The 18,661-nt window shown below is 62.8% G+C and carries 18 protein-coding genes; 8 read left to right on the top strand and 10 right to left on the bottom strand.

What is annotated here, in order from left to right:
* Positions 1 to 88: 88 nt before the first annotated feature.
* A complete protein-coding gene (locus TU82_RS25245) occupies positions 89 to 850 on the bottom strand; it encodes an SDR family oxidoreductase (RefSeq protein WP_057725948.1) in 762 nt (253 codons plus the stop codon).
* A 229-nt stretch (positions 851 to 1,079) separates the two neighbouring features.
* Between TU82_RS25245 and TU82_RS25240 the strand changes: the two genes are divergently transcribed.
* Positions 1,080 to 2,087 (top strand): NADP-dependent oxidoreductase, encoded by a 1,008-nt coding sequence (locus TU82_RS25240; RefSeq protein WP_057725947.1) that lies wholly within the window; start codon positions 1,080 to 1,082, stop codon positions 2,085 to 2,087.
* A gap of 196 nt (positions 2,088 to 2,283) precedes the next feature.
* On the opposite strand, the gene pyrF is transcribed toward TU82_RS25240, so the two are convergent.
* Positions 2,284 to 2,982 carry an orotidine-5'-phosphate decarboxylase gene (gene pyrF / locus TU82_RS25235; protein WP_057725946.1) on the bottom strand — a complete coding sequence of 233 codons (699 nt, stop codon included), beginning with the start codon at positions 2,980 to 2,982 and terminating at the stop codon, positions 2,284 to 2,286.
* 258 nt (positions 2,983 to 3,240) lie between these two features.
* Between pyrF and TU82_RS25230 the strand changes: the two genes are divergently transcribed.
* Both TU82_RS25230 and TU82_RS25225 read left to right on the top strand, forming a co-directional pair.
* Entirely contained in the window at positions 3,241 to 4,005 is a 765-nt protein-coding gene (locus tag TU82_RS25230; protein ID WP_057726025.1) for a response regulator, read from the top strand.
* Positions 4,005 to 5,039 carry a sensor histidine kinase gene (locus tag TU82_RS25225; protein ID WP_057725945.1) on the top strand — a complete coding sequence of 345 codons (1,035 nt, stop codon included), beginning with the start codon at positions 4,005 to 4,007 and terminating at the stop codon, positions 5,037 to 5,039. Before TU82_RS25230 ends, TU82_RS25225 begins: the two co-directional genes overlap by 1 nt.
* On the opposite strand, the gene TU82_RS25220 is transcribed toward TU82_RS25225, so the two are convergent.
* The 8 genes from TU82_RS25220 to TU82_RS25185 form a co-directional block, all read right to left on the bottom strand.
* Positions 5,036 to 6,097, bottom strand: coding sequence for an AI-2E family transporter (locus TU82_RS25220; RefSeq protein ID WP_057725944.1), 1,062 nt, complete (start codon positions 6,095 to 6,097; stop codon positions 5,036 to 5,038). The two genes, TU82_RS25225 and TU82_RS25220, sit on opposite strands and share 4 nt — an antisense overlap.
* A 69-nt stretch (positions 6,098 to 6,166) precedes the next feature.
* Positions 6,167 to 6,985, bottom strand: a complete 819-nt coding sequence (locus TU82_RS25215; protein ID WP_057725943.1) for a DUF4892 domain-containing protein — start codon at positions 6,983 to 6,985, stop codon at positions 6,167 to 6,169.
* A 102-nt stretch (positions 6,986 to 7,087) separates the two neighbouring features.
* Positions 7,088 to 7,942: an alpha/beta hydrolase gene (locus tag TU82_RS25210; protein WP_057725942.1), complete on the bottom strand. Its 855-nt coding sequence runs from the start codon at positions 7,940 to 7,942 to the stop codon at positions 7,088 to 7,090.
* Positions 7,939 to 8,742, bottom strand: coding sequence for an alpha/beta fold hydrolase (locus TU82_RS25205; RefSeq protein ID WP_057725941.1), 804 nt, complete (start codon positions 8,740 to 8,742; stop codon positions 7,939 to 7,941). The genes TU82_RS25210 and TU82_RS25205 overlap by 4 nt, the downstream gene beginning before the upstream one ends.
* A 97-nt stretch (positions 8,743 to 8,839) precedes the next feature.
* A complete protein-coding gene (locus TU82_RS25200; RefSeq protein WP_057725940.1) occupies positions 8,840 to 9,283 on the bottom strand; it encodes a hotdog fold thioesterase in 444 nt (147 codons plus the stop codon).
* Between the two features lie 57 nt (positions 9,284 to 9,340).
* The gene (gene sixA, locus TU82_RS25195; protein WP_057725939.1) at positions 9,341 to 9,790 is read right to left on the bottom strand and encodes a phosphohistidine phosphatase SixA; all 450 of its coding nucleotides are present in this window, start codon (positions 9,788 to 9,790) and stop codon (positions 9,341 to 9,343) included.
* On the bottom strand, positions 9,787 to 10,134 hold the full coding sequence (locus tag TU82_RS25190; protein WP_057725938.1) for a DUF4389 domain-containing protein: 348 nt from the start codon (positions 10,132 to 10,134) through the stop codon (positions 9,787 to 9,789). Before TU82_RS25190 ends, sixA begins: the two co-directional genes overlap by 4 nt.
* A gap of 10 nt (positions 10,135 to 10,144) precedes the next feature.
* The gene (locus tag TU82_RS25185; RefSeq protein WP_057725937.1) at positions 10,145 to 11,170 is read right to left on the bottom strand and encodes an NAD(P)H-dependent glycerol-3-phosphate dehydrogenase; all 1,026 of its coding nucleotides are present in this window, start codon (positions 11,168 to 11,170) and stop codon (positions 10,145 to 10,147) included.
* A 195-nt stretch (positions 11,171 to 11,365) separates the two neighbouring features.
* On the opposite strand from TU82_RS25185, the gene TU82_RS25180 reads away from it, so the two are divergent.
* The 5 genes from TU82_RS25180 to fabB all read left to right on the top strand — a co-directional run bounded on the left by TU82_RS25180 (position 11,366) and on the right by fabB (position 18,324).
* Entirely contained in the window at positions 11,366 to 13,498 is a 2,133-nt protein-coding gene (locus TU82_RS25180; RefSeq protein WP_082632093.1) for a TonB-dependent receptor plug domain-containing protein, read from the top strand.
* Position 13,499: 1 nt separating this feature from the next.
* A complete protein-coding gene (locus tag TU82_RS25175; protein WP_057725935.1) occupies positions 13,500 to 14,429 on the top strand; it encodes an ABC transporter substrate-binding protein in 930 nt (309 codons plus the stop codon).
* Complete coding sequence (locus TU82_RS25170) at positions 14,426 to 16,327, top strand: ATP-binding protein (RefSeq protein WP_057725934.1); 1,902 nt, start codon at positions 14,426 to 14,428, stop codon at positions 16,325 to 16,327. Before TU82_RS25175 ends, TU82_RS25170 begins: the two co-directional genes overlap by 4 nt.
* Before the next feature lie 249 nt (positions 16,328 to 16,576).
* Positions 16,577 to 17,092, top strand: coding sequence for a 3-hydroxyacyl-[acyl-carrier-protein] dehydratase FabA (gene fabA / locus TU82_RS25165; protein WP_003210552.1), 516 nt, complete (start codon positions 16,577 to 16,579; stop codon positions 17,090 to 17,092).
* An 11-nt stretch (positions 17,093 to 17,103) separates the two neighbouring features.
* Complete coding sequence (fabB, locus tag TU82_RS25160; protein ID WP_057725933.1) at positions 17,104 to 18,324, top strand: beta-ketoacyl-ACP synthase I; 1,221 nt, start codon at positions 17,104 to 17,106, stop codon at positions 18,322 to 18,324.
* Positions 18,325 to 18,661: the final 337 nt, after the last annotated feature.

The following is an 18,661-nucleotide window of genomic DNA, read 5'->3' as shown; positions in this document are numbered from 1 at the left end:
TGATACATATTCAGTCACGGCTTTTTGCCAGCTATGGAAACACCCCACAACACCGCAGTCGTTTTCAAACAGGTTGCAGTGTGAAGTCTTAAATCGCTGTGGCACCGCCGTCCACCGCCAAGGCCTGGCCGGTGGTGAAGGCCGCGCCATCGCTGCACAGGTACAACACAGCACTGGCGATTTCCTCGACCTTGCCAATGCGCCCGACCGGGTGCATCGCCGCCGCAAACTCGGCCTTGCGCGGGTCAGCTTCGTAGGCGCGTCGGAACATGTCGGTATCGATCACCGCCGGGCAAACGGCGTTGACGCGGATTTTCTTCTTCGCGTACTCAATGGCCGCCGACTTCGTCAGGCCGATCACCGCATGCTTGGACGCCGCATAAATGCTCATTTTCGGCGCCGCGCCCAAACCCGCGACCGACGCCGTGTTGACGATGGCTCCCCCGCCCTGGGCCAGTAACAGTGGCAGTTGGTGCTTCATGCACAACCACACGCCCTTGACGTTGACCCCCATGATGGCATCGAACTCATCCAGCGTGCCGTCGGCCAACTTGCCCTTCTCGATCTCGATCCCGGCATTGTTGAAGGCATAGTCCAGGCGACCGTAGGCGGCAATGGTCTGTGCCATCAGTTGCTGCACGTCCGCCTCCAGGGTGACATTGCAGCGCACAAACAACGCCTGGCCACCGGCTTGCCGGATCAGCGCCACAGTACCCTCGCCGCCCGCCACATCGAGGTCGGCCACCACCACTTTCAAGCCTTCGGCGGCAAACGCCAACGCAGTAGCGCGGCCAATACCGGCGGCGGCGCCAGTCACGAGGGCGACCTGGCCGGAAAACGTCATGCTCATGGGGGAATGTCCTGTGGGATTGATAACCGTGGAGCGAGTCTAGCCAACGACGGGAGCGCCGCGTCAGCACTATCAGAAGCCCGGTTGGCGCAGCATGAGTCCTGGTGATAAGGCCATAAGGTGGAGTATCAACCCGGTCTATCGGCAAGCATTCGCTGGCTCGAACAACCTTGCTCACGGACCGTTACTTGTCTATGACTGATACTTCATTTCTAAAAGAGTTGCCGCCATGACTGCCCAGACCAACCGCCAGTTCCTGCTTGCCAAACGCCCGGTCGGAGCGGCCACGCGGGACACCTTCACTTATCAGGAAGTGCCGGTGGGTACACCGCAGGACCGGCAAGTGCTGGTGCGCAACGAGTACCTGTCCCTCGATCCCGCCATGCGCGGCTGGATGAATGAGGGCAAGTCCTACATTGCGCCTGTGGGCCTTGGCGACGTGATGCGTGCACTGGGCGTGGGCAAGGTGATTGCCTCCAACCATCCGGACTTTGCGGTCGGCGACTACGTCAACGGCGCCCTGGGCGTGCAGGATTATTTCCTCGGCGAGCCGCGCGGTTTCTACAAGGTCGACCCGAAACTGGCGCCGCTGCCCCGCTACCTGTCCGCGCTGGGCATGACCGGCATGACCGCCTACTTCGCGCTGCTGGACACCGGCGCGCCCAAGCCTGGGGAGACCGTGGTGATCTCCGGCGCCGCCGGCGCGGTCGGCAGCATTGCCGGGCAGATCGCCAAGCTCAAGGGTTGCCGCGTGGTGGGCATCGCCGGGGGCGCCGACAAGTGCAAGTTCCTGGTCGACGAGCTGGGCTTCGACGCCGCCATCGACTACAAGCACGAAGACGTACCCGCTGCGCTGAAGCGTGAATGTCCCAAAGGCGTGGATGTGTACTTCGATAACGTTGGCGGCGAGATTCTCGACGCGGTGCTCAGCCGCCTGGCGCTGAAGGCGCGGGTGGTGATTTGCGGCGCCATCAGCCAGTACAACAACAAGGAAGCCGTGAAAGGCCCGGCCAACTACCTGTCATTGCTGGTCAACCGCGCACGGATGGAAGGTTTTGTGGTGATGGATCACGCGGCGAACTTTGCCGCTGCCGGGCAGGAAATGGCGGGTTGGATGGCCCAGGGCAAGCTCAAGAGCAAAGAGGATATCGTTGAAGGGTTGGAAACGTTCCCGGAAACGCTGATGAAACTGTTCAACGGCGAAAACTTCGGCAAGTTGGTGCTGAAGGTCAGCTGACGGGCGACATATACAGCTGTGGGATGGGCAAGCCCTAATGCCAGTCAGTTAAGCGAACGAAATGCTCAAAGCAGCGAAGATCAAATGTGGGAGGGGGCTTGCCCCCGATGGCATTGTGTCAGCCAGCTCATCTGCAGCTGGCACACCGCCATCGGGGGCAAGCCCCCTCCCACATTTTTCAGTGCCCGCCTGGGTATCAGGCGATTTCAGCAACGACCGCCGCCAACGCTTTCGCCGGATCGGCCGCCTGGCTGATCGGACGGCCGATCACCAGGTAATCAGAACCGGCATCGAGTGCCTGGCGCGGCGTCAGAATACGGCGCTGATCATCCTGAGCGCTGCCCGCCGGACGAATGCCTGGGGTGACCAGTTGCAACGACGGGTGAGCCGTCTTGAGGGCCTGGGCTTCCAATGCCGAGCACACCAGGCCGTCGAGGCCAGCTTTCTGCGCCAGGGCGGCCAGGCGCAACACCTGCTCCTGCGGCTCGATGTCCAGGCCGATACCGGCCAGGTCTTCGCGTTCCATGCTGGTCAGCACGGTCACGCCGATCAGCAGCGGTTTCGGCCCGCTGCGCTGCTCCAGCACTTCACGGCAGGCGCTCATCATGCGCAGGCCACCGGAACAATGCACATTGACCATCCACACGCCCATCTCGGCCGCAGCCTTGACCGCCATGGCGGTGGTATTGGGGATATCGTGGAATTTCAGGTCGAGGAACACTTCGAAGCCTCTGTCACGCAGGGTGCCGACGATTTCCGCCGCGCAACTGGTGAACAGTTCCTTGCCGACCTTGACCCGGCAAAGCGCGGGGTCCAACTGGTCAGCCAGCTTCAGTGCGGCGTCACGGGTGGGGTAATCCAGGGCGACGATGATAGGCGTCTGGCAGACGGACATTGGCATGGGCTCTCAGGCAAGTCGAAATCGGCGCGGATTGTAGCGCAAGCGGCGCCGTTGCGGGATCCGGTGATCGGTAAATACTGATTCAGCGTGGATCGGCGCGGGTTTGCAGCCATTGTTTCAAAGCCGATACATTCATGACATGCGCCCAACACGCCCCACCGCTAGCCTCGCCGCATGACCGACCGTCCAGCACTTCCAGCCATGGGGCTGGGCGCCTATGCTGACCGTAACAATCAGGCAGATGATCGCACTATGCATACTCCTCCCGTCCCGGTAAACGACGAGCACCCAGGCGCGGTGATCGCCGACGACAAGCGCTGGAACACTCGCGCACTGATCGTCGATGACGATGTGCCAATTCGTGAATTGCTGATCGATTACCTGGCGCGCTTCAATATTCTCGCCACGGGTGTGACCGACGGCGCGGCGATGCGCCTGGCCATGCAAGCCGAAACCTTCGATGTGGTGGTGCTCGACCTGATGCTGCCGGGCGAAGACGGCCTCACCCTGTGCCGCTGGCTGCGGGCTGAATCGGACATTCCGATCCTGATGCTCACCGCTCGCTGCGAACCCACCGACCGTATTATCGGCCTGGAGCTGGGCGCCGACGACTATATGTCCAAACCGTTCGAACCGCGCGAACTGGTGGCCCGTATCCAGACCATCCTGCGCCGGGTGCGCGATGACCGCACCGAGCAGCGCGCCAACATCCGCTTCGACAGCTGGCGTCTGAACAGCGTGTTGCGCCAACTGGTGGCCGACAACGGCCTGGTGGTGCCGCTGTCCAACGCCGAGTTCCGCCTGCTGTGGGTGTTCATCGAGCGTCCGCGCCGCGTATTGAGCCGCGAGCAATTGCTGGATGCGGCCCGCGGTCGCTCCATCGAAGCCTTCGACCGCAGCATTGATTTGCTGGTCTCGCGCCTGCGCCAGAAACTGGGAGACGACCCCAAGGCCCCGCAATTGATCAAGACGGTACGCGGCGAAGGCTACCTGTTCGACGCGCGGGATATCGGCTGATGCGCGCCACTTTCAATACGTTGTTCGGGCGGCTGTTCGGCGTGTTGCTGGTGGCGATTGTGCTGGCGCATCTGCTGGCGTTCTTCTGGTTCCATCATTACGGCCCTCCGCCGCCGCCGCCGCAGGAAACCTTCGTCGAGCAGCCGGATGGCTCGATGAAACCGCTGGTCAAGCAGCATCGCCCCTGGTTCGGTGGCCCGGTAGTGCCGCTGACGTTTCAATTCATCTCGTTGATCATCGCCGCGTGGTATGGCGCCAAGCTGTTGAGCCGGCCGATCCAGCGCCTGAGCGCGGCGGCCGAGCGTTTAAGCCTTGACCTGGACAGCCCGCCCCTCGAGGAGTCCGGACCTCGCGAGGCGCGGCTGGCTGCATCAACCTTCAACCTGATGCAAAGGCGCATCCGCGAACAAGTCAGCCAGCGCGCGCGCATGCTCGGGGCGGTCTCCCATGACCTGCGCACCCCGCTGTCGCGGCTCAAGCTGCGCCTGGAACAGATCGAAGACATCCGGTTGCAAGGTCAGATGCGCCAGGACCTGGACGACATGATCGGCATGCTCGACGCCACCTTGAGCTACCTGCACGAACAGCGCACCAGCGAGACCCGCCACTGGCTCGACGTGCAGGCGCTGGTGGAATCGCTCAGCGAAAACGCCCAGGACCAGGGCAGCGATGTGCAGGTCGGCGGCACCTGCGCGCCCTTGCAGGTGCAGCCGATGGCGTTGCGTTCGTGCCTCAACAACCTGATCGACAATGCCCTGCGCTATGCCGGTTCCGCCCGTGTGGAACTGGCGGACAGCCCTGGGGCGCTGGTGATCCGGGTGATCGACCACGGCCCCGGCATCGCCGCCGACAAGCGCGAAGCGGTGTTCGAACCGTTCTTTCGCCTGGAAGGCTCACGCAACCGTAATTCCGGCGGCGTCGGCCTGGGCATGACGATCGCCAGGGAAGCGGTCGAGCGGCTCGGCGGCCACCTGAGCCTGGAAGACACGTCAGGCGGCGGATTGACCGCAGTGATGTGGCTGCCCAGGGCTTAAAGCGGCTTGTCTTCGCGTCGCGCCTGGGCCTGGGTCGCGCTCCAGTCAGTCAACAGGCTGTAGGCCACCGCGAGCAAGGTCGGGCCGATAAACAGGCCGATAAAACCGAACGCGATCAAGCCGCCGAATACCCCCAGCAACACGATCACCAGCGGCAGGTTGCCGCCACGGCTGATCAGGTAAGGCTTGAGCACGTTGTCGACACCGCTGATGATGAAGGTACCCCACACGCCGAGGAACACCGCGTAGGTGTAGTCACCCTTCCACGCCAGCCAGGCCGTGGCCGGGATCCACACCAGCGGCGGGCCCATGGGAATCAGGCTGAGCAGGAACGTCACGCCGCCCAGCAGCAACGCACCGGGCACCCCGGCGATCAGGAAACCGATCAGCGCCAGCACCGCCTGGGCCGCAGCCGTGCCGATCACCCCGTTGACCACCCGTTGCACCGTACCGGCCACCAGTTCGATGTAGTAACCGGCGCGGTCGCCGATCAGGCGCTCAAGCAGCCGATGCACGAACATCGCCAGGCGCGGCCCGTCGCGGTAGAAAAAGAACACAAAGACCAGGCTCAAGGTCAGTTCGAGGATACCGCCGCCGATCTGCGCACTGCGCGCCAGCAACCAGTTGCCGACCTGGCCGAGGTACGGCTTGATGCTGAGCATCAGCGCCGCGCCCTGCTGGTCAATGCTGTCCCAAGTCGCCACCAGCCGCTCGCCGATAACCGGGATCGAGCCCAGCCAGGCGGGCGCATTGGGCAGGCCGTCGACCTGGATATCCTTGATCAGCACGACGGCATCGCGCACATGGTCCGCCAGGTTGAACCCCAGCCACACCAGCGGCAGCGCCACCAGCAACATCCAGCCCAACGTGAGGATGCCGGCCGCCAGCGACTCGCGACCGCCCAGCCCGCGTGTCAGCAGTACCATCAGCGGCCAGCTCGCGAATGCCAGCACCGCGCCCCAGAACAGCGCCGACCAGAACGGCGCCATGACCCAGAAGCTGGCACCAAACAGCACCAGCAGCAGGATTTGCACCAGCAGGCGATCGTTATTGAGCATCGAGTATCTCGAAAAGAGTCGGTAGAAGACAGCTTAGGCGAACGGCGCGGGTCCGTTCGCCTTGTGAGGTTAGCGTATCAGACGCACGTGCAGGCCCTCGGCGTCACCCGGGCTGTTTTCCAGGCGTGCGGCGCGCACACCATTGTCGATCAGCCCCTGACGCCAGGCTTCGGCGTTGGGGCCGGACAGACTGACGCGCAAGGTGGTGTCCAGGTTCAGCCCCCTGGAGATCAACGTCAGCCACGTATCGTCAGGCTCGGCGCCGAGCGCAGGAAAGTCCAGCTCGCCGGTACTTTTCAACTCACGCAACAGCGTCGCCGAGGTGGGGAGAAGATTACCCAGCGGCGTGCCGGCGTCCATCTGCTCTACATGCAGATAAGCGCGGCGATTGCCACGAGTGATGCCGTACAGCGCCACCAGCGAGTTGTCCTGCGGGGCCGCCAGACGCAAAAGCAGGTATTCCTGCTGGCCATCGGCCCCTACCAGCTTGGCGTTGCCGAATACTTCGTTGGCCCACAGGCTGCTTTCACCACAGTCGCGGGCCTGGCACCAGAACAGCAACTGCGCACCCTTGGCCTGCAAGGCTTCGCGGGTGGCGGTAAAGGCGGCGCTGGAGCTGTGTTCGGCAGGCAGCTCGTACGTGATCGCGGTGGTCTGACCGCGTGCGGTGGCCTGGCTTTCCGAGCGCAATTGGCCGCTGATCTTGCGGATGGCGCCCATGGGGTAGATGCGTTCGCGGTCTTCAGCGGGGCGGTAATCGACGATCTGCGCGTCCACTTGGCGGGCAACGGCCGGCAAGTCCTGGCTTCCCGGCACATCGGCGGCGAACACGAGCGGGCTGAAACAGCACAGCCCAAGGGCACGTAGACATCCTTTACCCAGGCTCATCGGATCAATGAGCCGTGGCCATGGAGGGTCGCAGCAGTTTGAAGATGGTGCATGGTTAACTCCCTTTCAATCCGCCCAGCCTCGGCAGTTGACCGCGCCAAGTCAAGGCGCGGAGAAGAACCGATTGAAACAGTCTGCAACAAGCACCGCACCGGGCTCGTCATTCAGGTGCAAATGATGACCACCCGGCAGCGTCGTCACGGTGAAGGGCAGCTGTGAAAGCAATTCAGGATGTTTCGCCACCATACCGTCAGCCGCTACCACCAACTGCGTAGGGCAGCCCACTCGTCGTATGAAAGCCATGGCTTGTTCATTGGTCAGACGCATCGGTGATGGCAGGGTCAGGCGGCTGTCGCTGCGCCAGGTATAGCCACCCGGCACCGGCATCAAACCGCGCTGGGCCAGCAGTTCGGCAGCTTCGCGACTGACCGCGACGAGGCCATGCATGCGTGCCTCGACCGCCCGGTCCAGGCTGGCATACACCGGCTTGCGCTTGCCTTGCAGGGTCAGCTGCGCCTGCAAGGCCATGCCCAGCCGCTCGGCTGCGTTCTCGCCACTGGCGGTCGGCGGGATCACCCCGTCGATCAACCCCAGGTGCGTTATGCGCTCCGGTAACGCGCCGGCCAGCACCAGGGAAACGATGGCGCCCAGGGAATGGCCAAGTAATGCAAAACGTTGCCAGCCCAGTTGCTCAGCCACTTGCAGTACATCGTGCACGTAATCCCACAAGGCATAACCGGCCCCTGCCGGACGATGTGCCGAGTGCCCGTGGCCGGCCATATCCAGCGCGACGATGCGTAAACCCGGAAGCTTCGGCGCCAGGCGCGCAAAGCTGTTGGCGTTGTCCAGCCAACCATGCAGGGCAATCACCGGCAAACCGTCTTCCGGCCCGAACAGATGCGCGGCCAGCTCGATGTGCGGCAGGCTCAGGCGTACTTCTTCCACGGGCGTGCTCATGCGCAGCTGCGCTCACGGGCCTGCCATCGGGCAAACAGATGCTTGATCAAAATGGCAGTGTCCTGGGGTCGCTCAAGGGGGAACATATGGCCGCCGGGCATGGTGAGCATTTCACCCATGGGCAGGCGACCTACGCCACTGACATGATGGCGCATCACCACTCGGCTCTGACGGCCACGCACCACCGCCAGCGGCACTTTCAACTGGCGCACCTGGCCGGGGCTGGTGTGAGGCACGCCGCGATAGATGCTGATTTCGGTCGCCGGGTCGAAACGCAAGCGCAGGCGGTCGCCCACTTGCAGCAGGCCATGTTGCAGATACGCCTCGAAGCACTCGGGGTCAAAGCCACGAAACAGAGTCTTGTCGGCGAAGTAAGCGCGCGCGGCGTCCAGGTCGCTGAATTCCTCACGGCGGCCGAGGGTGCGTCCGGCCGGGGTCAGGCGGTCGATGAAGCCAAAGCGTTTGGCGGCGCGAATCACCCAGCGATCCGCGCGGGTCAGCACCGGCGAGTCCAGCATCACCACCCCACGGTACAGCTGCGGACAGCGCATCGCGGCATGCAAATGCAACACTCCGCCCAGTGAATGGCCGACGCCCCATACCGGCTCCGGTTGCTGCTGCAGATGATGGATCAGTTCATCCACCAGGTTCTGCCAGTTATCGTCCACCGGAAACCTGGGGTCATGGCCGTGCTGCGGCAGATGCGCCACTGCATACTCGGGGGCAAGGGCGTCGAACAACTTGCCGTAGGTGGCCGACGGAAAGCCATTGGCGTGGGCGAAAAACACATGCTGCGACATAACGGCTCGCTCGACAGGAACAGACCTCGATTGTCACCATGCCTGGCCCTTACGGCAATGACCGTAACCGCCAGGAATGATGACACTCACGCCATGCCTATCGCGCCGGCGGCTGCTCGCCCAGCGGCACCACGGCCACGGTCAGGCGCGATATGCAACTGGCCTTGCCCTCGTCGTTGGTCAGGCGGATGTCCCACACTTGGGTCGTGCGACCGATATGTATGGCTTTGGCTACCGCCGTGACTCGCCCGCTGCGCACACCGCGCAGGTGATTGGCGTTGACCTCCAGGCCCACGCAATAGAATTTACTGGCATCGACGCACAGATAGGCCGCCATGGAGCCTACGCTTTCGGCCAGCACCACGGACGCGCCGCCATGCAGCAGGCCGTAGGGCTGATGGGTACGGTGGTCAACCGCCATACTGGCGGTGAGGGACTCGTCGTCGAAGCTTTCGAAGCGAATATCCAGCAATTCACCGATGGTGTTTTTCTGACTCGCGTTGAGGTGTTCGATATTCGGTTGCGTGCGCCACAGGCTCATACGGGTGTCCTTATTGGTTTTATTACGACCCTAATCCTGCCACAAAACAGATATAGCCTATGGATTTTTCACACTGACCAGGCTCATCAGCCCCGCCAGCGGGAAATCCCCTTCCAGCTCCGCCAGGCTGGCGGTGTGCATCGGTTCTGGCTGACGCTGATGACCATGCTGCGCAACGCTGATCAGGCTGCCCACCAACGGCTGGTGGCTGACCAGCAGCACGTTGTCATCGCTGTCGAGGTTTTCCAGCACCTGCAACGGATTGCCCTCCGGCGTCAGCCACGGCACCGTGCGAATGTCAGGCTCAAAGCCCAGCGCCTTGCGCACCAGGTGCGCGGTCTGCTGCGCCCTTACATAGGGGCTGGCGATGATGGCGCTGAGCGGCTGGCCGATCAGCTGCGCAGCGCTGCGCAACACTTCGGCCCGGCCGTGCTCGGTCAGGTTGCGCTCGGCGTCGGTGCGGGCGTGCGCCTGGGCTTCACCGTGGCGCAGGATCCACAGTTTCATAGCTTGGGCTCTTCATCACGCACCGGGTGCGGTGCTGGCGGCACGCTATGAGGGGCTTCGCCTTCCGGTGCACGCGGGGTTGGCCAATCGGCAAACGGCCAGGGTTTTTGCTCGGTGTGAAAGCTGCCGAAGCGACCGATCTGCGCCAGGAACTGGCTGAGGCAGTCGCCGAAGTTCATCAGGCTCAGGTTCGGCGCGCCGTAGATCAGTCGGTAAATCAGCTGCACAATCACCAGCGCGCCGAGCAGGAACTGCGCCACCTGCCACACCAGGGCAAATACCAGCATCCACAGAATGCGCAGCACAATGGACTCATACTTGGGACTTGCTTTCGAATCGTTCATGGCGCGTTCCTCAGTTGAAACCGCTGGTGGAAATAAAGTCGACATCGGTCTTCGGCTCGGCGCGCATCAGTAGCTCGATGACCTGGCTCAAGGTGCGCCCCTCAAACAGGATCGCGTGCAGCCCGGCAACCAGCGGCATATACACACCGACTTCCTGGGCCTTGGCCTTCAGCACTTTGAGGGTGTTGACCCCTTCGGCCACTTCGCCCAGGCGTGTCACCGCCTCTTCCAGGCTCAACCCCTGGCCCAGTGCGAAACCGACCTGATAGTTACGGCTTTTGGGCGACGAGCAGGTGACGATCAGATCGCCGACGCCCGCCAGGCCCAGGAACGTCATCGGGTTGGCGCCCTGATTCACGGCGAAACGGGTCATTTCGGCCAGGGCGCGGGTAATCAGCATGCTCTTGGTGTTTTCGCCCATCCCCAGCGCCACGGCCATGCCGGCGATGATCGCATAGACGTTCTTCAACGCACCGCCCAGCTCGACGCCGAAGCGGTCGCCACTGGCATAGACGCGGAAGGTGCGGCCATGCAGCACCGCCTGGACGCGCTCGCACAGTTGCTCGTCTTCACTGGCGATCACCGTGGCGGTCAGCGCATGCTCGGCCACTTCCCGCGCCAGGTTCGGCCCGGACAGCACGCCAATACGCGCCTGGGGGGCGATCTCTTCGAGGATTTCGCTCATCAGCTTGAACGTCTGCGCCTCGATGCCCTTGGTCAGGCTGACCAGCAGCTTGCCCGCCAGACGTTCGGCGTGAGGCGCCAGCACCGAGCGCAAAGCGCTGGAGGGCAGCGCGACGAAGCACAGGTCGCAGTCCGTGAGGGTGGCCAGCAGGTCGGTAACGGGCTCGACCGCCGGGTGAATCTTGATGCCTTTGAGGTAACGCGGATTTTCCCGGTGCACGCGAATGGCCTCGGCCTGCTCGGGATCGCGCATCCACTGACGCACCGCGTGGCCGTTCTCAGCCAGCAGATTAGCCACGGCGGTACCAAAACTTCCGCCTCCCAGGACCGCAATAGGGCGCTGTTCAGTCATATGCAATCCGTTAATCCATACCAGTGGCGATGGCGGCATTATACGGGGCGACCCGCTTGCGGCCAGCCCCCGCGTGAATTCGTGCGCTTGTCGGAAAATGCCACACTTGAGTGAAGTAATTGCAAGTCTCACGACTGGCAAACGGCACGACCTCAGTTAACATGGGCGGCTATTCGTAATTATCAAGGCCGTGCCGTGTATCCGGGCCCTCCTCCCCGCTCATCCCTGCTATTGATGCTGCCCCTGGTGCTCGCGTGCAGTGCCAGTGCGTCGGCTGACGACCTGTTCCTCGACAGCCAGCCGCTGCCGCAGGTGTTGACCGCCACCCGCCTCAAGCAATCGGCCGCTGCCGTACCCGGCAGCATGACCGTGATCGACAGCGAGTTGATCAAGGCCAGCGGCGCGCGTGACATTGCCGAGCTGTTACGCCTGGTGCCCGGGATGATGGTCGGCTACACCACCGGCAACCAGGCGGCGGTGAACTACCACGGCACCAGCGCCAGCGATGCACGGCGCATGCAGGTCCTGATCGACGGACGCTCGGTGTACCGCGCCGGCCTGGCCACGGTGGATTGGAGCGATATTCCGGTGGCCATGGAAGACATTGAGCGTATCGAGGTGTTTCGTGGCCCCAACACCGTCAGCTACGGCGCCAACGCGCTGATGGCGGTGGTCAATATCCTCACCCGCTCACCGGCCAACAGCCAGGGCACGCGACTGAAGGTCATCCGGGGTGAACGCGGGATCAACGATGTCTATGCCAGCCAGGGCGTGGGGTGGGACACCGGCGATCTGCGCCTGTCGCTGTCAGGGCAGCAGGACGACGGTTTTGACCGCGATGCCATCGGCGCCGACCGCCGCGACAGCCGTCGCCTCAGCCGTTTCAGCCTGGCCGTCAGCCAGACCTTGAATGCGCAACAGAGCATCGACTGGCAGCTGGATGCCAAGGAGGGGACCAATCAGCGCCCCTACACCTACACTCCGGTATTTGCCGGGATCACCGAGGGCGGTACCAGTTCCGACGCCACCGCAAAGGACTATGCAGGTTCGATGCGCTGGAACTTCGATTTCAACCCGGAACACAGCCTGTATATCCAGGGCTCGGCCCAGCAATGGGACCGCCGCCAGATCTGGAAAGCCTGTGACGCCAAGGTGTCGTTCAGCCCCGAATTGACCCGGTTGTGGCAACTCAACCCCAACTACGCCGAACAGCTGGCGCGGCACATGGATAGATTCAGCCAAGGCAGCGCCCCACCCGGCAGCGCCGCCGAACAGGCATTGGGTAACCAGGTACTGGACCAGTGGCGCAACGGCGCCAACCAGAGCGTGTGCGGCGATATCGACCAAAGCACCCGGGAAAGCCGCTACGACGTGGAGCTGCAGGACACCCTCAGCCTCTCCGACAGCCTGCGCCTGGTCAGCGGGATGAATTACCGCTACGACCGCGCCGACTCCGACACCTACTTCAACGGCACGCTGGACGACACCACCTGGCGCCTGTTCGGGCACCTGGAATGGCGGGCCAGCGAACACTGGCTGCTGCAGGGCGGCGCGATGTACGAAGACACCCGCTTGAGCGGCAACTCGCTGACACCCCGCGTGGCGGTCAACTATCTGATCAACCCGCGCCACGGCCTGCGGGCGGTGTACTCCGAGGCAATCCGTTCGCCGGACATGTTCGAGAACAACGTCAACTGGAGCTATCGCGTCACCAACCTCAGCTCGCCGGTCTACGGGCAGAATTCCGGGCAATATTTTGTGGTGACACGCGGCCCGGGCAATCTCGATAAAGAGTTGATGCGCTCGCGTGAACTGGGCTACAACGGCTTCTTTGCCGACCTCGGGTTGAATGTCGACGTGAAGCTCTTCTACGACGAAATCACCGACATGATCAGCTCGCCGTTGCGCAACAACCAATATATCGCCAGCAACGCCAACAGCTCGCGCTTTACCGGTGCCGAATCACAGTTCGACTGGCGCGTCAGCGACGCCGACCGCCTGCGCCTGACCTACGCTTACGTCGATGCGAGCGCCAGCAACCCGCTGGACAAGGCGCAGACCGCACGCAACAGCGGCTCGGCCGGCTGGTTGCGCGAATGGGGCCACGGCTGGTCGAGCGCCTTGTTCTATTACGGTGACGACGCACTCAACGACTATCGCTTCGAACGGGTCGACCTGCGCGTGGCCAAGCGCATTGCCCTGGGCAAAACCAACGTGGAGCTGGCCGGCATGCTGCAACAACGCCTCGACAACCAGCCGACCACCTGGCCTGACAATAATTACGACCATCGCCATGTGCTCTACTTCAGCGCGCAGCTAGAGTTCTGACATGGGCGCCCCGTCACGGATGACCCTCCCTTTTGTTTCACGGCTGTGGCGACGCGGCTTGCTGCTGGCGTGCCTGCTGTTCACCACTCCCGCGTGGAGCGCCGATATCCTGCTGACCGCCGCCGAGGACAGTGCCGGTGTCCGGGGCTTTACCCGGGCCCTCGCCGAGCAGCGCCCCGAAGACCACGTCACCTTCACCCTGCTTGAAGAGTTGCCGGCGCCGAGCCAGTTGCCCGCCACTACCCGCCTGATCCTGCTGGACCTGCCCGGCCTCGACTGGCGCTTGCGCGATGCCCAGGGGCCACCGACCCTGGTACTGCGCATCAGCCGCCTGCAAGCCCATCAACGCCTGGGCAGCGCGCACCCGGCCAAGATCAGCCTGCTGTGGAGCGACCCGCCGCTGACGCGCCAGTTGCGCCTGATCGCCAGCATCTTGCCCCAGGCCCGGCGCATCGGCGTGCTTTATGGCGCCGACAGCGAATTCCTGCTGCCTGAGCTCGGCCGGTACGCCGCGCCATTGGGCCTGGAAATCGTGCCCCAACGCTGGGACAACACCAACGATAGCCGCCCCCTGCAAGCCCTGTTCAAGAACAGTGATGTGCTGCTGGGCCTGGACGACCCGCAACTGTACAACCCTAAAACCGCCAAGAACCTGTTGCTGAGCAGCTATGCCCAGCAATTGCCGCTGGTCGGGCCCAACGCCGGGTTTGTCCGGGCCGGCGGCCTGGCCAGCACCTATAGCGACCAGCCCGACTGGCTCGCCGTACTCGATCGCCTGCTGGACCACCCGCCGGCCAACTGGCCACGCACGCTTTATCCGCAACACTTCAAAGTGGCGGGCAATCCGCAAGTCGCACGCTCACTGGGCATCGAACAGGTCGACGAAGCTGGCGTCGCCGCCCGACTGGCCGAAGGAGATCAACGCCCATGACCTTGCGCCGTCGCTGGGACATTAACACCCGTACCCAACTCATCACTTTGGGACCTGCGCTGTTGCTGACCTTGCTGTTGATCAGCTTCTTTACCTTCGTGCGTATCCAGGACTTGCGCCAGGAGCTGGACCACACTGGCCAGTTGATCGCCAACCAACTGGCGCCTGCCACCGAGTACGGCGTTATTTCCGGTAACAACGACGTGCTCGACGCCTTGCTGCGCGCGACGCTGGCCACCCCCCACGTGCGCTTCCTGGAGATTCAGGACAGCGCCGAGAACATTCTGGTGTACGTCGAGCAGCCGTCGGAGAAGCACGACCGCTCACTGTCGGTGAAGGTGTTCCAGGCACCGATCCGCTTGCAGCATATTCAGCTGGGCAATGACTTTTTCCAGGACAACCTCAACGAACCCAAGGCGCCGCGAGCCGACTACCTGGGCCGGGTGATCGTAGGCATGTCCAATGACGCGTTCAGCCAGCGTCAGCAGGAAATCCTGTTCAAGGCCGGCATCCTGGCGCTGTTCGCGCTGCTGTTTACCTTCCTGCTGGCCCGGCGCCTGGCCGCCAGCCTGTCGCAGCCGATCAGCGCCATGGGCCACGCGGTGAAGGCCATCCAGCAGGGCGATTACACGACACCGCTGCCGATTGTCGACGACTCCGAACTGGGCGACCTGGCACGCCACATCAACAACCTGGCCGCGGGCCTCAACCAGGCCAGCCGTGAGCAACAGCAGGCCATGGCCCAGTTGATCCAGACCCGCGAAGAAGCCGAGCGCGCGAACAATGCCAAGTCGGAATTCCTGGCGATGATGAGCCATGAACTGCGCACGCCGATGAATGGTGTGCTGGGCATGCTGCAACTGCTGGAAACCACCGAGATGACCGAAGAGCAGGCCGAGTACGCGGCGCTGGCCTCCGAGTCCACCGAACACCTGCTCAAGGTGATCAATGACATCCTCGACTTCTCGCGTATCGAACGGGCCGCGCTGGAGCTGGAACATATTTCCTTCAACCTGGCCGACCTGATCGGCAGTTGCGCCCAAGCGTTCCAGCACAGTGCGCAGCAGCGCGGGCTGGCCCTGGAACTGTCGACGCCATCGGGCATGAACGCCCTGCGGGTGCGCGGTGACCCGACGCGTATCCGGCAGATCCTGGTGAACCTGATCGGCAACGCCTTGAAGTTCACCGAGCATGGTACCGTGCACGTGGAGCCCCACTGGCAAACCCTGGACCATGAACTGGTGTGGTTCACCTGCACCGTGCGCGACAGTGGTATCGGTATTTGCGCCGAGCGCCTGGAATTGATGTTCGACGCGTTCCAGCAGGCCGACAGCTCTATTTCAAGACGTTACGGAGGCACCGGCCTCGGCCTGCCGATCGCCCGCACCCTGGCCGAACGCATGGGCGGTACTTTGCGCGCCCAAAGCGAAGAAGGCCGCGGCTCGATGTTCACCCTGGAAATTCCGCTGGCCATCGACCAACAAAGCCTGCCTGCCATCGCCCCGGACGCGGTGGGTAAACCCAGTGCTGGCGACGGGCGGCACATACTGCTGGTGGAAGACAACCCGGTTAACCGTACCGTGGTCGAAGCCATGCTGCGCAGCCTGGGTTTCGAGGTCAGCCTGGCCACCGATGGCGCCGAGGCGATCCGCAGCGCCGAGAGCCTGATCTTCACCGCGATCCTGATGGACTGCCGCCTGCCATTGATCGACGGCTACGAGGCCACTCGGCAAATTCGCCAACTGCCGGGCTGCACTGACTTGCCGATTATCGCCCTGACCGCCAACGCCTTGCAGGGCGACCGCGAAGCCTGCCTGGCCGCCGGAATGAACGATTACCTGGCCAAACCGTTCAAACGCACGGATTTGCAGCAAATCCTCCAGCGCTGGGTGCATTAGCTGACGTGGCTCAGCCAAGTCCGACTGGCGTGGAAGACGAAAGTGCGGCAGTCTTAGGCACCCGAACGGGCCGATAAACAGGTCCGGTTTAATATTTCAGTGAACAAGTGTACATTGAGTACCTTGACGCTGTGACTTTCACTACAACGCAATAGTCTATGTGTAGGCTGCCGCTATGAGGCATGAACGCTTCATTCGGTTCGGGAAGATTTGCCCTGCCCTGCCGCATGGGATTATTGAGGAGCTCGCATGACCAAACAAAACGCCTTTACTCGGGAAGACCTGCTGCGCTGCAGTCGCGGTGAGCTGTTCGGCCCAGGTAACGCGCAACTGCCCGCCCCGAACATGCTGATGGTGGATCGCATCACCCATATCAGCGAAGAAGGTGGCAAGTACGGCAAAGGTGAATTGGTCGCCGAGCTGGATATCACCCCCGACCTGTGGTTCTTCGCTTGCCACTTCGAAGGCGACCCGGTAATGCCGGGCTGCCTGGGCCTCGATGCCATGTGGCAACTGGTCGGCTTCTACCTGGGCTGGCAAGGCCTGCCGGGTCGCGGTCGCGCCCTGGGTTCGGGCGAAGTGAAGTTCTTTGGCCAGGTCCTGCCGACCGCCAAGAAAGTCACTTACAACATTCAAATCAAACGCGTCCTCAAGGGCAAGCTGAACCTGGCCATCGCCGACGGTTCGGTGACTGTCGACGGTCGCGAGATCTATACTGCCGAAGGCCTTCGGGTCGGCGTATTCACTTCCACTGACAACTTTTAAGGGTTATCCGCATGCGCCGCGTCGTTATCACTGGTCTGGGCATCGTTTCTTGCCTGGGCAATGACAAAGAGACCGTCACCGCTAACCTGCGTGCAAGTCGCCCTGGCATCCGCTTCAACCCGGAATATGCCGAAATGGGTCTGCGTAGCCAGGTTTCCGGCTCCATTGACCTGCCCCTCGAAGAGTTGATCGATCGCAAGATCTATCGCTTCGTCGGCCACGCTGCCGCCTATGCCTACCTGGCCATGAAAGACGCGATCGCCGACTCCGGCCTGAGCGACGACCAGGTGTCTAACGTACGTACCGGCCTGATTGCCGGCTCCGGCGGCGCATCCACCTTGAACCAGATGGAAGCGCTGGACATCCTGCGCGAAAAAGGCGTGAAACGCGTTGGCCCGTACCGTGTAACGCGGACCATGGGCAGCACCGTTTCCGCCTGCCTCGCCACGCCGTTCGCGATCAAGGGTGTGAACTACTCGATCTCCTCCGCCTGCGCCACCAGCGCCCATTGCATCGGGACGGCCGTTGAGCAGATCCAGCTGGGCAAGCAGGACATCGTATTCGCCGGCGGCGGTGAAGAAGAACATTGGAGCCAGTCGTTCCTGTTCGACGCCATGGGCGCGCTGTCTACCCAGTACAACGAAACCCCGGAAAAGGCCTCCCGCGCCTACGACGCCAAGCGTGACGGTTTCGTCATCGCCGGCGGTGGCGGCATGGTGGTGGTCGAGGAGCTGGAACACGCCCTGGCCCGTGGCGCGAAGATCTACGCGGAAATCGTCGGCTACGGCGCCACGTCCGACGGCTACGACATGGTTGCGCCAAGCGGTGAAGGCGCCATCCGTTGCATGCAGATGGCCATGTCCACCGTGGACACCCCGATCGATTACCTGAACACCCATGGCACTTCGACGCCGGTGGGCGATGCCAAGGAGATGGAAGGCGTGCGTGCGGTATTCGGTGACAACGCGCCGAAAATCAGCTCCACCAAGAGCCTGTCGGGTCACTCCCTGGGCGCCGCCGGCGTTCACGAAGCGATCTACTGCCTGTTGATGATGGAAGGCAACTTCATGGCCGGCTCGGCCAACATCGACGAGATCGACCCGGTCGTCGCCGATATGCCGATCCTGACTAAGACCGTTGAAGATGTGAAAATCGACACCGTGATGAGCAACAGCTTCGGCTTTGGTGGCACCAACGCCACCCTGGTGCTGAAACGCTGGCAGGGCAAGTAAGGCCTGACGCTTGACCGATGAAAAGCCCCGACTGGTTCGGGGCTTTTTTATGGGCGATTGAATGAGACCGAGTAACGTGCATCGGGGGCAAGCCGAGCCGCCCCTCTCACATTTGACCGAGTTGGCCCAAAGAACTCGGTCGAGTGTGGGAGGGGGCTTGCCCCCGATGGCGGCCTCTGGGCCGACCAGGATGCCGGATCAGACCGAGTACATATCCGTTTCTGCGGTAACGGCTGCTTAGGGTTCCGCCCTTACGGCGGCTCACTTTTGAAAAGCGCAAAAGTAAGCAAAACGCTCTTGCCCCACCACTCGGCACCTCGCTTAGGCTCGGTGTGCC

It is taken from the genome of Pseudomonas orientalis, from assembly GCF_001439815.1.
Classification (GTDB): Bacteria; Pseudomonadota; Gammaproteobacteria; order Pseudomonadales; family Pseudomonadaceae; genus Aquipseudomonas; species Aquipseudomonas orientalis.
The sequence above is the reverse complement of the archived record's forward strand: the minus strand, read 5'-3'. Positions and strand labels throughout refer to the sequence as shown.